At 69.4% G+C, this 14692-nt stretch carries 13 protein-coding genes; all 13 read left to right on the top strand.

Features of this window, described 5'->3' with window-relative positions; translation table 11 throughout:
• Positions 1–58: 58 nt before the first annotated feature.
• The 13 genes from DPQ23_RS01335 (at position 59) to hpf (ending at position 14632) form a co-directional block, all read left to right on the top strand.
• Entirely contained in the window at positions 59–1045 is a 987-nt protein-coding gene (locus DPQ23_RS01335) for a complex I NDUFA9 subunit family protein (RefSeq protein ID WP_112872867.1), read from the top strand.
• Entirely contained in the window at positions 1042–1848 is an 807-nt protein-coding gene (locus DPQ23_RS01330; RefSeq protein ID WP_170310751.1) for an undecaprenyl-diphosphate phosphatase, read from the top strand. The genes DPQ23_RS01335 and DPQ23_RS01330 overlap by 4 nt, the downstream gene beginning before the upstream one ends.
• Before the next feature lie 148 nt (positions 1849–1996).
• On the top strand, positions 1997–3565 hold the full coding sequence (locus DPQ23_RS01325; RefSeq protein ID WP_112872865.1) for an NAD(P)-dependent oxidoreductase: 1569 nt from the start codon (positions 1997–1999) through the stop codon (positions 3563–3565).
• On the top strand, positions 3562–4263 hold the full coding sequence (locus DPQ23_RS01320) for a hypothetical protein (RefSeq protein WP_240602290.1): 702 nt from the start codon (positions 3562–3564) through the stop codon (positions 4261–4263). Before DPQ23_RS01325 ends, DPQ23_RS01320 begins: the two co-directional genes overlap by 4 nt.
• Positions 4260–8795: a glutamate synthase large subunit gene (gene gltB / locus DPQ23_RS01315; RefSeq protein WP_112872864.1), complete on the top strand. Its 4536-nt coding sequence runs from the start codon at positions 4260–4262 to the stop codon at positions 8793–8795. Before DPQ23_RS01320 ends, gltB begins: the two co-directional genes overlap by 4 nt.
• 137 nt (positions 8796–8932) lie before the next feature.
• Complete coding sequence (locus DPQ23_RS15290; RefSeq protein ID WP_162630598.1) at positions 8933–9217, top strand: hypothetical protein; 285 nt, start codon at positions 8933–8935, stop codon at positions 9215–9217.
• A 199-nt stretch (positions 9218–9416) separates the two neighbouring features.
• The gene (locus DPQ23_RS01310; protein WP_112872863.1) at positions 9417–10334 is read left to right on the top strand and encodes an SDR family oxidoreductase; all 918 of its coding nucleotides are present in this window, start codon (positions 9417–9419) and stop codon (positions 10332–10334) included.
• A gap of 90 nt (positions 10335–10424) precedes the next feature.
• Positions 10425–11039, top strand: coding sequence for a ribonuclease D (locus DPQ23_RS01305; RefSeq protein ID WP_112872862.1), 615 nt, complete (start codon positions 10425–10427; stop codon positions 11037–11039).
• 10 nt (positions 11040–11049) lie between these two features.
• A complete protein-coding gene (locus DPQ23_RS01300; protein ID WP_112872861.1) occupies positions 11050–11994 on the top strand; it encodes a KpsF/GutQ family sugar-phosphate isomerase in 945 nt (314 codons plus the stop codon).
• The gene (locus DPQ23_RS01295) at positions 11995–12561 is read left to right on the top strand and encodes a hypothetical protein (RefSeq protein ID WP_112872860.1); all 567 of its coding nucleotides are present in this window, start codon (positions 11995–11997) and stop codon (positions 12559–12561) included.
• Between the two features lie 18 nt (positions 12562–12579).
• The gene (gene lptA / locus DPQ23_RS01290) at positions 12580–13068 is read left to right on the top strand and encodes a lipopolysaccharide transport periplasmic protein LptA (RefSeq protein ID WP_112872859.1); all 489 of its coding nucleotides are present in this window, start codon (positions 12580–12582) and stop codon (positions 13066–13068) included.
• A complete protein-coding gene (gene lptB / locus DPQ23_RS01285; RefSeq protein WP_112872858.1) occupies positions 13068–13811 on the top strand; it encodes an LPS export ABC transporter ATP-binding protein in 744 nt (247 codons plus the stop codon). The genes lptA and lptB overlap by 1 nt, the downstream gene beginning before the upstream one ends.
• A gap of 239 nt (positions 13812–14050) precedes the next feature.
• Entirely contained in the window at positions 14051–14632 is a 582-nt protein-coding gene (gene hpf / locus DPQ23_RS01280; RefSeq protein ID WP_112872857.1) for a ribosome hibernation-promoting factor, HPF/YfiA family, read from the top strand.
• Positions 14633–14692: the final 60 nt, after the last annotated feature.

Raw genomic sequence — 14692 nt, 5'->3', positions numbered from 1 at the left:
ATCACCGCGGTGTATTTCCATTCCGGGCGTCGGCGCGGCGCCAGACCGGGGGCAGGGCATGTCGAGACTGGTCACCATCTATGGCGGTTCGGGCTTTCTCGGCCGTCAGATTGCGCGGCTGATGGCCCGCGACGGCTGGCGGGTGCGCGTGGCGTGCCGCCGCCCCAACCTGGCCGGCGTGGTCCGCACCTATGGCAACGTGGGCCAGGTCGAGCCTGTTCCCTGCAACGTCCGCGACGATCTGTCGGTGACGGCGGCCATGATGGACGCGGACGCGGTCATCAACTGTGTGGGCATCATGGTGCGCCAGGGGCGCAACACCTTCGAGGCCGTCCAGGACGAGGCCGCGGGGCGCATCGCCCGCATCTCGGCGCAGCGCGGCGTGCCGCATTTCGTCCATGTCTCGGCCATCGGCGCCGATCCCGACAGCAAAAGCCGCTATGCCGCGTCCAAGGGACGGGGCGAGGCGGCGGTGCTGGCCCATCGGCCGGACGCGGTGATCCTGCGCCCCTCGGTGATCTTCGGGCCGGACGACAAGTTCTTCAACCGGATCGGCAGCATGACCCGGCTGGGGCCGATCCTGCCGCTGCCCGGCGCCAGTGCCGAGATGCAGCCCGTCTATGTCGAGGACGTGGCCTGCGCCGCGCTCAAGGCGGCCAGCGGCGTGGCCGAGCCCGGCATCTACGAGCTGGGCGGCCCCGATGTCATGACGATGCGCGAGATCGCCCGGCTGGTCGTGGACACCACGGGACGCCGGCGCGCGATCCTGGGCCTGCCGAACTGGATGGCCGGGATCATGGGCGGCGTCTTCGACGCGGTGCAATGGGTCACGGGCGGGCTGGTCACCAACCGCATCATCACCCGCGACCAGGCGCGGCTGCTGCGGGTGCCCAACAGGGTCGGGACCGGGGTCAAGGGCTTTGCCGACCTGGGGATCGAGCCGGTCGCCGCCTCGGCGGTGGTGCCCGGGTATCTCTGGCGGTTCCGGCCGTCGGGGCAGTACGACGCCATCAAGGCATCGGCCAAGAACCTGCGCGAACACTGATGTCCTCGGACACGCTGGTTGCTGCAGCCCTCGGCGTGATCGAGGGGCTGACCGAGTTCATTCCGGTCAGCTCGACGGGGCACGTGCTGCTGGCGGGGCATTTCCTGGGCTTTGACAGCCCCGGCCGCGCGTTCGAGGTGCTGATCCAGTTCGGCGCGATCCTGGCGATCCTGTTCGTCTATGCGGGCCGACTGTGGTCGATCTTTGCGGCGGCGCCCCGCGACCCGCGCGCGCGCCGCTTCATCGCGGCGGTGCTGATCGCGTTCCTGCCCGCGATGGTCGTTGGCGTGCTGGCCCATGACGTCATCAAGCGCGTGCTGTTCGAGACGCCGGTGCTGATCGCCGTCATGCTGATCCTGGGCGGGATCGTTCTGCTGTTCGCCGACCGGCTGGCCGTCAATCCCCGCTATCGCGCGGCCGAGGATTTCCCGCTGTCCATGGCGCTGGGCATCGGGGCGATCCAGTGCCTGGCCATGGTGCCCGGCGTGTCGCGGTCGGGCGCGACGATCGTGGGGGCGCTGGCGCTGGGCGCGGACAAGCGATCGGCGGCCGAGTTCAGCTTTTTCCTGTCGATGCCGACCATGGCCGGCGCCTTTGCCTATGACCTGATGATCAACCGGGACCTTCTGGACGCGGCGGCGGCGGGGAACGTGGCCATTGGCTTTGTCTGCGCCTTCCTGTCCGCGCTGGTGGTGGTGCGGGTGTTGCTGAGCTATGTGTCCGCCTATGGCTATGGCCTGTTCGCGTGGTGGCGCATCATCGTGGGCAGCGTGGTTTTGCTGGCGCTTTCGGCAGGTTGGTAAATAGTGCTGACCCAATTCTGGGCGGCGCCACGCCAGCAAATGCTGAGGGGCCGGAACTTTCTGCACAATAGGTCAGCCGAGCTGACTTTATCCCCCTAACGCCGTGGTTTAATGCCGTCCCGAGCGATTCGACCGGGGGACGCAGCCGATGGCCATGCAGACGATGCTGAAGTTCGTGACCCTGGGTCGCGAGATGCCCGAAAAGCGCGCCGCCGACGAGCGCGCCGAGGATTTCCACGAGATCTACCGCGAGTTCGCGGACGCCAAGGCCGCCGAGCAGGCCAGCCGCTGTTCGCAGTGCGGCGTGCCCTATTGCCAGTCGCACTGCCCGCTGCACAACAACATCCCCGACTGGCTGCGCCTGACCGCCGAGGGGCGCCTGCACGAGGCCTATCTGCGCAGCCAGGAAACCAGCGCATTGCCGGAAATCTGCGGACGCATCTGCCCGCAGGACCGGCTGTGCGAGGGCAACTGCGTCATCGAGCAGTCGGGCCACGGCACCGTCACCATCGGCGCCATCGAGAAATACATCAACGACACCGCGTGGGAGGAAGGCTGGGTCGAGCCGATCCGCCCGCTGGCCGAGCGCCCCGAAAGCGTCGGCATCATCGGCGCAGGGCCCGCCGGGCTGTCCGCGGCCGAGCGGCTGCGCCGCCAGGGGTTCCAGGTCACGATCTACGACCGCCACGACCGCGCGGGCGGGCTGATGATCTATGGCATCCCCGGCTTCAAGCTGGAGAAACCCGTGGTCGAGCGCCGCACCCGCTGGATCGAGGAGGGCGGCGTCGAATACGTGCTGAACGCCGATGTCGGCCGCACGATCAGCTTCGACGCGATCCGCGGCAAGCACGACGCGGTGCTGATCGCCACCGGCGTCTACAAGACCCGCGACCTCGACCTCGACAACGCGCCTGCGCGCGGGGTCGTGGCGGCGCTGGACTATCTGACGGCCTCCAACCGGATCGACCTGGGCGACGAGGTGCCCGACTTTGCCGACGGAGAGCTGAACGCCGCCGGCAAGCGCGTCGTGGTCATCGGCGGGGGCGACACCGCCATGGACTGCGTGCGCACCGCGATCCGGCAGGGCGCGACCAGCGTGAAATGCCTCTACCGCCGCGACCGCGCCAACATGCCCGGCTCGCAGCGCGAGGTGCAGAACGCCGAGGAAGAGGGCGTCGAGTTCGTCTGGCTGTCCGCCCCGAACGCCTTCACCGGCCATGTCCCGGGCGAGGCGGCGGTGGCCGACGAATCCAAGGTCGCGAACGCCGGCGGCGACGTGGACGGCGACGGCATCGGCGACAACCCCAAGCTGTCGCCCGCGCGGATCGTGACGGACACCGACCGCTCGACCGGGCCGGTGGCGGGCCTGCGGGTCACGCGCATGCGCCTGGGCGCGCCGGACGTGTCGGGCCGCCAGACGCCCGAGCCGATCGAGGGCGCCGACTATGACGAGCCCGCCGACCTGGTCATCAAGGCGCTGGGGTTCGAGGCCGAGGACCTGCCGAAGCTGTGGGGCGTGGACGGGCTTGAGGTGACGCGCTGGGGCACCATCAAGGCCGACTTCCGCAGCCACCGGACCAGCCTGCCCGGTGTCTGGGCCGTGGGCGACATCGTGCGGGGCGCAAGCCTGGTCGTCTGGGCCATCCGCGACGGGCGCGAGGCGGCCGACGCCATCGCCGCCGAACTGGGCGCCGCCGGGCGCATGGCGGCGCAGTGAAGCCCGGCGTCATCCTTGCGGCGCTGGCGATGGCGCTTGGCAGCCCGGCGGCCGCGGCCACGTGGACGCCGCCGGCCGGCTGCCGGCTTGAGCTGACCGTCCAGCAGCGATCCTGCATGGTGGCGCAGCATTACCGCTGCGACGGCGATGCGCCGGGCGACCAGCGGGTGACGTATTTCACCCGCGAGGGCCGCGTGCTGGAGTCGCACATCGACGCCGAGACGCGGTGGCTGGAAAGCACCGACCTGGTGTCGGGCGTGACCGACCGGCTGGAGGAGGAGGCGGCCGACCACGCCAGCCTGACCACGCTGCTGCGCACCGGACGCGACGATTTCGATTTCTGGACGCGGTCCGACACGGGCGAGCGGCTGCGCCACATCGGCGAGGATCGCCTGACCGGCGAGACGGTGACGATTTCCGGCGTGGCCCTGGATGTCACGACCTTCACGCTGAAGACCTTTTCCGAGACGGGCGACCTGCTGATCGACCGCCACGGCAGCCAGTTCGTCAACCGCCAGCAGGGCCGCTTTTACGGCGGCATCGAGACGGCGACCGACTGGACCGGCGAGACGCAGGACAGCAACGACACGCCCATGCGCCTGATCGCGCCCGGACAGCCGGGCTTTGGATCGACCACCCCCGAATATGACTGCGACATGCTGATGACGCAGCGCGCAACCCGAAAGGCCGCGACATGACCGACTGGCAGCAGCAGGAAGAGATCCGCCGCGCGTGGATGTCCGAGAACTCGCTTTACCGGGCCGAGGACGAGCATTCGTCCTGCGGGGTGGGGCTGGTGGTGTCGATCGACGGCCGGCCCTCGCGCCGGGTGGTGGACAACGGCATCGACGCGCTGAAGGCGGTCTGGCACCGCGGCGCGGTGGACGCCGACGGCAAGACCGGCGACGGCGCGGGCATCCACGTCCAGATCCCGGTGCCGTTCTTTTACGACCAGGTCCATCGCACCGGCCACCGGCCCGATCCGAAAAAGCTGATCGCCGTGGGCCAGGTGTTCCTGCCACGGACGGATTTTTCCGCGCAGGAACGCTGCCGCACCATCGTGGAGACCGAGGTGCTGCGGATGGGCCATTACATCTACGGCTGGCGCCACGTCCCGGTGAACACCGCCGTGCTGGGCGAAAAGGCCAACGCCACCCGCCCCGAGATCGAGCAGATCCTGATCCGCTGCGAGAAGGACATCGACCACGAGGCGTTCGAGCGCGAGTTGTACATCATCCGCCGCCGGATCGAGCGCGCGGCCGTCGCCGCCCAGATCGCGGGGATGTACATCTGCACGCTGTCCTGCCGGTCGATCATCTACAAGGGCATGATGCTGGCCGAGCAGGTGGCCGAGTTCTATCCCGACCTCAAGGACGCGCGGTTCGAGTCCGCCTTCGCCATCTATCACCAGCGCTATTCCACCAACACCTTCCCGCAGTGGTGGCTGGCCCAGCCGTTCCGCATGCTGGCCCACAACGGCGAGATCAACACGCTGAAGGGCAACCTCAACTGGCTGAAAAGCCACGAGATCCGCATGGCGTCCGCGACGTTCGGCGACATGGCCGAGGACATCAAGCCGATCGTGCCGGGCGGGTCGTCCGACAGCGCCGCGCTGGACGCCGTGTTCGAGGTTCTGGTCCGGTCCGGCCGCAACGCGCCGATGGTCAAGTCGATCATGGTCCCCGAGGCCTGGTCCAAGGCCACCACCGACATGCCCAGGGCCTGGGCGGACATGTACGCCTATTGCAATTCCATCATGGAGCCGTGGGACGGCCCCGCCGCGCTGGCGATGACCGACGGGCGCTGGGTCTGCGGGGGGCTGGACCGCAGCGGCCTGCGCCCGATGCGCTATGTCGTGACCACCGACAACCTGCTGATCGCGGGCTCCGAGGTGGGGATGGTGCCGGTCCCGGAATCCACCGTGCGCGAAAAGGGCGCGTTGGGGCCGGGGCAGATGATCGCCGTCGACATGGTGGACGGCCGCCTTTACCACGACCGCGAGATCAAGGACCGCCTGGCCGCCAGCCAGCCCTTTGGCGACTGGGTGGAAAAGGTGGTCCAGCCCGGCGCGATGCTGGCCGACCTGCCCGAACCCGTGACGCACCGCGGCGACGCGCTGCGCCGCCGCCAGATCGCCGCCGGCTATACCGTCGAGGAGATCGAGACGGTGCTGGCGCCCATGGTCGAGGACGGCAAGGAGGCGCTGGCCAGCATGGGCGACGACACGCCGCCCGCGGTGCTGTCGGCGCAGTACCGGCCGCTGAGCCATTTCTTCCGCCAGAACTTCAGCCAGGTGACCAACCCGCCGATCGACAGCCTGCGCGAGACGCGGGTGATGAGCCTCAAGACGCGGTTCGGCAACCTCAAGAACGTGCTGGATGAATCGTCCAAGCACACCGACATCACGCTGCTGGAGACGCCGTTCCTGGCCAGTGGCGAACTGGCCGAGGTCGTGCGGATGTTCGGCGACGCGGTGACGTGGATCGACTGCACCTTCCCGGACGGCGCCGGGCCCGAGGCGATGGCCGAGGCGCTGGCCCGCATCCGCACCGAGGCCGAGGACGCGGTGCGCTCGGGCGCGGGCCAGATCGTGCTGACCGACGAGCATCAGGGGCCCGACCGGATCGGCCTGCCGATGATCCTGGCGACCAGCGCGGTCCATTCGTGGCTGACGCGCAAGGGGCTGCGGACCTTCTGTTCGCTGAACGTGCGGTCCGCCGAATGCATCGACCCGCATTATTTCGCCGTGCTGATCGGCTGCGGCGCGACCACGGTGAACCCCTATCTGGCGCAGGACACCATCGCCGACCGGATCGAGCGCGGCCTGCTGAAGGGCGACCTGATCCACGCGATGCGCCGCTATCGCGACGCCATCGACGGCGGCCTGCTGAAGATCATGGCGAAGATGGGGATTTCCGTCCTGTCGTCCTATCGCGGCGGCCTGAACTTCGAGGCGGTGGGCCTGAGCCGCGCCATGGTGGCCGAGTTCTTCCCGGGCATGCAGAGCCGCATCTCGGGCATCGGTCTGCACGGGTTGCAAGCCAAGCTGGAAGACATCCACCACAAGGGCTGGCACGCGCCGGCGGGCGATCTGCTGCCCATCGGCGGGTTCTACAAGGCCCGGCGGACCGGCGAAAAGCATGCGTGGGAGGCCAACACCATGCGCCTGCTGCAGGTCGCCTGCGAAAAGGCGTCCTACGAGATCTGGAAGCAGTTTTCCGGCGCGATGCGGGCGAACCCGCCGATCCACATCCGCGACCTGCTGGACATCAAGGCGCTGGGCAAGCCCGTGCCCATCGAGGAGGTGGAATCGATCACCTCGATCCGCAAGCGCTTCGTGACGCCCGGCATGTCGCTGGGGGCGCTGTCGCCCGAGGCGCACATGACGCTGAACATCGCCATGAACCGGATCGGCGCCAAGTCCGATTCGGGCGAGGGCGGAGAGGACCCGGCGCACAGCCATCCGCTGCCCAACGGCGACAACCCCTGCGCCAAGATCAAGCAGGTGGCCTCGGGGCGCTTCGGCGTCACCGCCGAATACCTGAACGCCTGCGAGGAGCTGGAGATCAAGGTGGCCCAGGGCGCCAAGCCCGGCGAGGGCGGGCAGTTGCCGGGGATGAAGGTCACGAGCCTGATCGCGCGGCTTCGCCATTCGACGCCGGGGGTCACGCTGATCTCGCCGCCCCCGCATCACGACATCTACTCGATCGAGGATCTGGCGCAGCTGATCTATGACCTCAAGCAGATCAACCCGCGCGCCAAGATCACCGTCAAGCTGGTGGCGGGGTCGGGCGTCGGCACCATCGCGGCGGGCGTGGCCAAGGCCAAGGCCGACATCATCCTGATCTCCGGCCACAACGGCGGCACCGGGGCCAGCCCCGCGACCTCGATCAAGTTCGCGGGCCTGCCGTGGGAGATGGGGCTGACCGAGGCGCATCAGGTCCTGGCCATGAACCGCCTGCGCGACCGCGTCACGCTGCGGACCGACGGCGGGTTGCGGACGGGCCGCGATGTGGTCATGGCGGCGATGATGGGGGCCGAGGAATACGGCATCGGCACCGCCGCCCTGATCGCCATGGGCTGCATCATGGTGCGGCAATGCCAGTCGAACACCTGCCCGGTCGGCGTCTGCACCCAGGACGAACGGCTGCGGGCGATGTTCACGGGTTCCGCCGACAAGGTCGTGAACCTCATCACCTTCTACGCGCAGGAGGTGCGCGAGATCCTCGCGTCCATCGGCGCGCGGTCGCTTGACGAGGTGATCGGGCGGGCGGACCTGCTGACGCAGGTGTCGCGCGGCTCGGCGCATCTGGACGATCTGGACCTGAACCCGCTGCTGATCACCGTCGATGGGTCCGACAAGATCGTCTATGACCGCACCCGCCCGCGCAACGCGGTGCTGGACACGCTGGACGCGGAAATCGCCCGCGACGCCGCGCGGTTCTTCGAGGACGGCGAGAAGATGCAGCTGTCCTATGCGGTCCGCAACACCCACCGCACCATCGGCACCCGCACGTCCAGCCTGATCGTGCAGAAATACGGGATGCGCAACGGCTTGCAGCCCGACCACCTGACGGTCCGTCTGACCGGATCGGCCGGGCAGTCGCTGGGCGCCTTTGCAGCACCGGGGCTGAAGATCGAGGTCACGGGCGACGCCAACGACTATGTGGGCAAGGGCCTGTCGGGCGGCATCATCACCGTCCGCCCGCCGATGGACAGCCCGCTGGTGGCCGCCGACAACACCATCATCGGCAACACCGTGCTGTACGGGGCGACGGCCGGGTTCCTGTTCGCCGCCGGCCGGGCGGGCGAACGCTTTGCGGTCCGCAACTCGGGCGCGTCGGTGGTGATCGAGGGCTGCGGCAGCAACGGCTGCGAGTACATGACCGGCGGCGTCGCGGTGATCCTGGGCCGCATCGGCGCGAACTTCGGCGCGGGGATGACGGGGGGGATGGCGTATCTCTATGACCCCGACGGGGTGGCGCCCTCGTATCTGAACGACGAGACGCTGGTCACCTGCGCCGTCACCCAGGCCCACTGGGAGACGCAGCTGAAGGGCCTGATCGAGCGGCACCTGGCCGAGACGGGCAGCCGGCGCGCCGCCGACATCCTGTCGGACTGGGAGCGCGAGCGCGGGCATTTCCTGCAGCTTTGCCCGCGCGAGATGCTGCCGCATCTCAAGCATCCGCTGGCCGACACGGGCGACCTGGCGGCGGTGCCGGCGGAATAGGCGGGCAGGGGGCGGCAGCGCCCCCTGCGCCGGGCCGGACGAGGGAACGCAGGCGGGGGCGCGTTCCCCTCTTGTGGTATCAATCATCCACGAGGCTAGCTCGTAGAAACCTGCCGTTGCTTCCATGGAGCGCCCCCGTGAAAGTCCGAACCATCGTCATCAGCGCCGCCGCAGTCATTCTCGGCATGGGCGCAGCTATCCGTGGTTTCCAGGGGCCGCGGCCCTGCACTGTCACCTCGCAGGGCGTGACCGAAAGGGACGGCAGGCCGATAATTGTCGGCACCAGCAGTTGCGAATCAGGAACCGTGATCCTCGTATTCAACGGCCTTCCGTTCGATCTGTCCGTCAGCAATAGCACGTTCGGCGGTTGGCTTGTGACCGATAGCGACAAAGCGGTCAGCGTGATCGACATTCGCAAATAAGCGATCCAAGCCACACGAATGTGTTCCAACCTGATCATCAGGGCGGCGACATTGGCATGGCGCCCGGGGGGATGACGAACTCATCCCATCCCACTGTCCGGCAGGGGGCGGCAACGCCCCCCTGCGCCGGGCCGGACGAGGGAACGCAGGCGGGGGCACGACGTTGATCGCCGAACCCCCGCGCGAAAGGCCCCCTCCCATGTCTCAGGAAAAGACCGATCCCGTTCTGCCCCCCCACCGCGCCGGCGCGATCGAGAACCCGGACCTGCCGCTGAACCCGTATTCCGACGACCAGCAGCCCTGGCCGGGGCTGGCCGAAAAGATGACGCCGCAGCCCGACCACGGCGAGACAAGCTACAAGGGCCGCGACCGGCTGACGGGCAAGCGCGCGCTGATCACCGGCGGCGACAGCGGCATCGGCCGCGCCGCCGCCATCGCCTTTGCGCGCGAGGGCGCGGACGTGGCCATCGCCTATCACCCCAAGGACGAACAGGACGCGCAGACCGTGATCCGGCTGATCGAGGCCGAGGGCCGCAAGGCTGTCGCCCTGCCCGCAGACCTGAGCGACGAGGCGGCGGCGCGCGCGGTCGCGGACGAGGCCGTCCGCCAGCTTGGCGGGCTGGAGGTGCTGGTGCTGAACGCCGGGATGCAGCAGGCGCAGAAGTCCATCGCCGACATCACGTCCAAGCAGTTCGACGACACGATGAAGACCAACATCTACGCCCATTTCTGGATCACCCAGCAGGTGCTGCCGCATCTGAAAAAGGGCGCCTCGATCATCATCACCTCGTCGGTGCAGGCGTTCTCGCCGTCCTCGCACCTGTTCGACTATGCCCAGACCAAGGCGGCCAACCGGGCCTTCGCGCAGGCGCTGGCCAAGCAGCTTGCGCCCAAGGGCATCCGCGTGAACGCCGTGGCGCCGGGCCCGTTCTGGACCGCGCTGCAGGTGTCGGGCGGCCAGTTCAAGGACGAGCTGCCCGAGTTCGGCGCCGATTCCGTGCTGGGCCGCGCCGGCCAGCCGGTCGAGATCGCGCCCCTCTATGTGCTGCTGGCCAGCGACGAGGCATCCTATGTGACCGGCGAATGCTGGGGGGCGACCGGGGGCGAGGGGACGTGAGCCGTCGCCCCGTCCCCTTCTTCCCCGCCGCGATTCCTTGACGGGGGGGCGCCGGCGGGGCTAACCCGGCGCAACCCCGAAAGGACCGCGATGACCGTTCACCTGCACCAGCACGACCTGCCCGAGGGGCTGGACCTTGGCCCGGTCGTGGCCATCGACACCGAGACGATGGGCCTGGACCCGCGCCGCGACCGGCTGTGCCTGGTGCAGCTGTCGTCGGGCGACGGCCACGCGCATCTGGTCCAGATCGGCAAGGGCCAGCGGTCCGCCCCGAACCTGGAACGGATGCTGGCCGACCCGGCGGTGCTGAAGCTGTTCCATTTCGGCCGCTTCGACATCGCCGTGCTTTACAACGCCTTCGGCGTGCTGACCGCGCCGGTCTGGTGCACCAAGATCGCGTCCAAGATGGTGCGGACCTTCACCGACCGGCAGGGGCTGAAATACCTGCTGTCGGAACTGGTGGGCGTGGACGTCTCCAAGCAGCAGCAGACCAGCGACTGGGGGGCCGAGGTGCTGACCCCGGCGCAACTGGACTATGCCGCGTCGGACGTGCTGCATCTGCATCCGCTGATGCTGGCGCTGGAACAGCGCCTTGCGCGCGAGGGGCGGACCGAACTGGCGCAGGCCTGCTTTGACTTCCTGCCCACCCGCGCCCGGCTGGACCTGCTGGGCTGGGGCGATGACCACGACATCTTCCATCACTAGGCCGGCCGAGATGGACGCCTATCTGGCCACCGCCCGCCGCGTCGTCCGCACCGAGGCCGAGGCGCTGACCCTGCTGGAACACAGCCTGGGGCAGCCCTTCGTGGACGCCATGCGGCTGATCCTGGACGCCACCGGGCGCGTCGTGGTGTCGGGCATGGGCAAGTCGGGCCATGTCGGACGCAAGATCGCGGCCACGCTGGCCAGCACCGGGACGCCCGCGCAGTTCGTCCACCCCGCCGAGGCGAGCCACGGCGACCTGGGCATGGTGACGGCGGGCGACGTGGCGATGGTGCTGTCCAACAGCGGCGAGACGCCCGAGATCGCCGACATCGTCGCCCACACCCGCCGCTTTTCCATCCCGCTGATCGGGATCGCGGGGCGCGAGGGGTCCACCCTGCTGCGCCAGGCCGATGTTGCGCTGCTGCTGCCCCCCGCGCCCGAGGCCTGCGGGACCGGAATCGTGCCGACCAGCTCGACCACCATGACGCTGGCCCTGGGCGACGCGCTGGCGGTCGCGCTGATGGAGCATCGCAAGTTCACGCCCGAGCATTTCCGCACCTTTCACCCCGGCGGCAAGCTGGGCGCGCGGCTGGCGAAGGTGGGCGACCTGATGCACGCCGACATGCCGCTGGTGGACCGCGACGCCCCCATGGCCGACGCGCTGCTGACGATCAGCGCCAAGGGCTTTGGCGTGACCGGCGTGACCGACGCGGACGGCCGGCTGGTCGGCATCATCACCGACGGCGACCTGCGGCGCCACATGGACGGGCTGCTCGACCGCAGCGCGGCCGAGGTCATGACCCGCGACCCGCGCACCATCGCCCCCGACGCGCTGGCCGAAACCGCGCTGGCGCAGATGCAGGACCGCAAGATCACCTGCCTGTTCGCGGTCCGGGACGAGCGGCCCGCGGGCATCCTGCACATCCACGACTGCCTGCGCGCCGGCATCGTCTGAATGGACCACACGCGGGTCATTCGCTGGCTGCGCGTGCTGCTGCCGCTGGCGGCGCTGGCGATCCTGTCGGGGCTGTTCCTGCTGGGCCGCTCGCCCGACCCCGAAAGGGCGATCCCCTACGCGGACGGCGCCGCGGGCGACCGCACCGCCCGGCCGGGCATGACCGCGCCCGACTATGCCGGCGTCACCGCGGGCGGCGCGACGCTGACGCTGCGGGCGGCGCGCGCGGACCCGGCGGGCGACAGCGGCAGCGCCAGCCAGGTCATGCTGGACTGGCGGGCGCCGGACGGGTTGGCCGCGTCGGTGACGGCCGGGGCCGCGACGCTGGACACCGGGCGCATCACCCTGGCGCAGGGGGTGCGGGCGACGCTGTCGTCGGGCTGGGTGCTGACCGCCCCCGCCATGACCGCCGACACCGCGACCGACCGGCTGTCGGCGCCCGCGCAGGTCGCGGCGCTGGCCCCGTTCGGCCGGTTGACGGCAGGGGGCATGGTGCTGTCGCGGGGCCCGGAGGGCGCGCATGTTCTTGAATTGAACGGCGGCGTCCGTCTGCTATACCAGCCGTGATCCGGTCAGGGGCCCGCCATGCTGCGTATCATCACCCTTTTCGCCCTGCCCGCCGTGCTGGCGCTGACGGGTCCCGCGGCGGCCCAGACCATCGCCTTTGGCGGAACCCGGGCCGACACCTCGGCCCCGGTCGAGATGACGTCCGACACGCTGACGGTGAACCAGTCCAGCGGGCAGGCGGTGTTCACCGGCAATGTGCTGATCGGGCAGGGGGCCATGCGGCTCAGCGCCGACAAGGTCACGGTGACCTATGCCGCGGGCGGCCAGCAGACGATCCAGTCGCTGACCGCCACCGGCGGCGTCACGCTGGTCAACGGCCCCGACGCGGCCGAGGCGGCCGAGGCGGTCTATGACGTCGCCACCGGCACCGTGACGCTGACCGGGGACGTGGTGATGACGCAGGGCCAGAATGTCCTGTCGGGCGAACGGATGCAGGTCAACCTGTCGGACGGCACCGCGCAGGTGCAGGGGCGCGTCCGCAGCGTTCTGCAGCCCGGCGGCAACTGATGGCCGCACCCCAGTCCGGCGCCGGCCTTGCGGTCCTGCGGGTGCGCAAGGCATGGCGCAGCCGCCCCGTGATCCGCGACGTGTCGCTGACGCTGGCGCGGGGCGAGGTCGTGGCGCTGCTGGGTCCGAACGGGTCGGGCAAGACCACCTGCTTTTACTGCATCGCGGGGCTGAACGTGCCCGACGCGGGGCAGGTGCTGATCGACGGCCAGGACGCCACGCGGCTGCCGATGTACCGGCGCGCGCGCATGGGCATCGGCTATCTGCCGCAGGAAATGTCGATCTTTCGCGGCCTGACGGTCGAGCAGAACATCATGGCCGTGCTGGAGGTGGTGCTGCCGCAGGCGCATCGCCGCCGCGACCGGCTGGAGGAGCTGCTGGGCGATTTCTCGATCGGCCATCTGCGTGCCGCGCCCGCCCTGGCGCTGTCGGGGGGCGAGCGGCGGCGCGTCGAGATCGCGCGCTGCCTTGCCTCGGACCCCGCGTTCCTGCTGCTGGACGAACCCTTCGCCGGGGTGGACCCGATCGCGGTCAGCGAGATCCGCGTGCTGGTCCACGACCTGAAGACCCGCGGCATCGGGGTGCTGATCACCGACCACAACGTGCGCGAGACACTGGGGATCGTGGACCGCGCCTATATCCTGCACGACGGCCATGTCCTGCGCTCGGGCACCGCGGCCGAGATCGTGGCCGACCCCCAGGTGCGCGAGGTCTATCTGGGCGAAGGCTTCTCGATGGGCTGAGCCGCAGGCCGCGGCGGGCCGGAATGCGCGGGTCCGGGGCACGCTGCGGGGGCGGGTCGCCACCTGTCGGATCGGGCGCCACGTCAAGGCGTTGACAGCCTTCGCGCGCTGCACTCAACTGCACAGATGCGGGCGCATCCCGCATCCCGCGCGATGCGCCACGCTGTCCAGGCTGCCGGGCCGCAGCAGCGCGCCGCATTCCGTGGCGCCGGCCCCGCGGCGCAGGGAAAGGATGCAAGATGCGCTATCAGATCAGTGGCAAGCAGATCGATGTCGGTGAGGCGCTGCAGTCGCACGTCAAGACCGAAGTGGACGAGACCGTGGCGAAGTATTCGCAGCGGCCCACCGACGCCATGGTGATCTTTTCGCGCGATGCGCACAATCTGATCTGCGATGCGGTGGTGCATCTGTCCACCGGCCTGACCGTGCAGGCCAAGGGTCAGGACGCCGACAACATCTATGCCGCGTTCGAGAAGTGCCGCGAGCGCATGGACAAGCAGCTGCGCCGCTACAAGCGCCGGCTGAAGGACCACCACCAGGACCGGACCGAGCCGGTTGAATACGCGGGGGCAGCCAGCTATGTGCTCGACGCCGACGAGGAAACTTGGGAATCGCAGGGCGAGACCGGGTTGCAGCCGATCATCGTGGCCGAGATGGAGACGCGGGTGCCGACCCTGTCGGTGGGCGACGCGGTGATGCAGATGGAACTGGCGGGCGCGCCCCTGCTTGTGTTCCGGAACGAGAAGCATGGCGGCGTCAATGTCGTCCACCGCCGTGACGACGGCAATGTGGGCTGGATCGACCCGCGCAACCTGGCGTGACCCCGGCCCTGCGGCACGGGGAACCCGCGCCGCATGAATGAAACGCCGGCCGCCCTGCCG

The organism is Paracoccus endophyticus (genome assembly GCF_003286075.1).
GTDB classification, from domain to species: Bacteria; Pseudomonadota; Alphaproteobacteria; order Rhodobacterales; family Rhodobacteraceae; genus Paracoccus; species Paracoccus endophyticus.
The sequence above is the reverse complement of the archived record's forward strand: the minus strand, read 5'-3'. Positions and strand labels throughout refer to the sequence as shown.

What these genes read in the sequence shown, in the direction of transcription:
- DPQ23_RS01335 (WP_112872867.1), top strand. Translation starts at nt 59, where the DNA reads ATGTCGAGACTGGTCACCATCTATGGCGGTTCGGGCTTTCTCGGCCGT.
- DPQ23_RS01325 (WP_112872865.1), top strand. Translation starts at nt 1,997, where the DNA reads ATGGCCATGCAGACGATGCTGAAGTTCGTGACCCTGGGTCGCGAGATG.
- gltB (WP_112872864.1), top strand. Translation starts at nt 4,260, where the DNA reads ATGACCGACTGGCAGCAGCAGGAAGAGATCCGCCGCGCGTGGATGTCC.
- DPQ23_RS01310 (WP_112872863.1), top strand. Translation starts at nt 9,417, where the DNA reads ATGTCTCAGGAAAAGACCGATCCCGTTCTGCCCCCCCACCGCGCCGGC.
- DPQ23_RS01305 (WP_112872862.1), top strand. Translation starts at nt 10,425, where the DNA reads ATGACCGTTCACCTGCACCAGCACGACCTGCCCGAGGGGCTGGACCTT.
- DPQ23_RS01300 (WP_112872861.1), top strand. Translation starts at nt 11,050, where the DNA reads ATGGACGCCTATCTGGCCACCGCCCGCCGCGTCGTCCGCACCGAGGCC.
- DPQ23_RS01295 (WP_112872860.1), top strand. Translation starts at nt 11,995, where the DNA reads ATGGACCACACGCGGGTCATTCGCTGGCTGCGCGTGCTGCTGCCGCTG.
- lptA (WP_112872859.1), top strand. Translation starts at nt 12,580, where the DNA reads ATGCTGCGTATCATCACCCTTTTCGCCCTGCCCGCCGTGCTGGCGCTG.
- lptB (WP_112872858.1), top strand. Translation starts at nt 13,068, where the DNA reads ATGGCCGCACCCCAGTCCGGCGCCGGCCTTGCGGTCCTGCGGGTGCGC.
- hpf (WP_112872857.1), top strand. Translation starts at nt 14,051, where the DNA reads ATGCGCTATCAGATCAGTGGCAAGCAGATCGATGTCGGTGAGGCGCTG.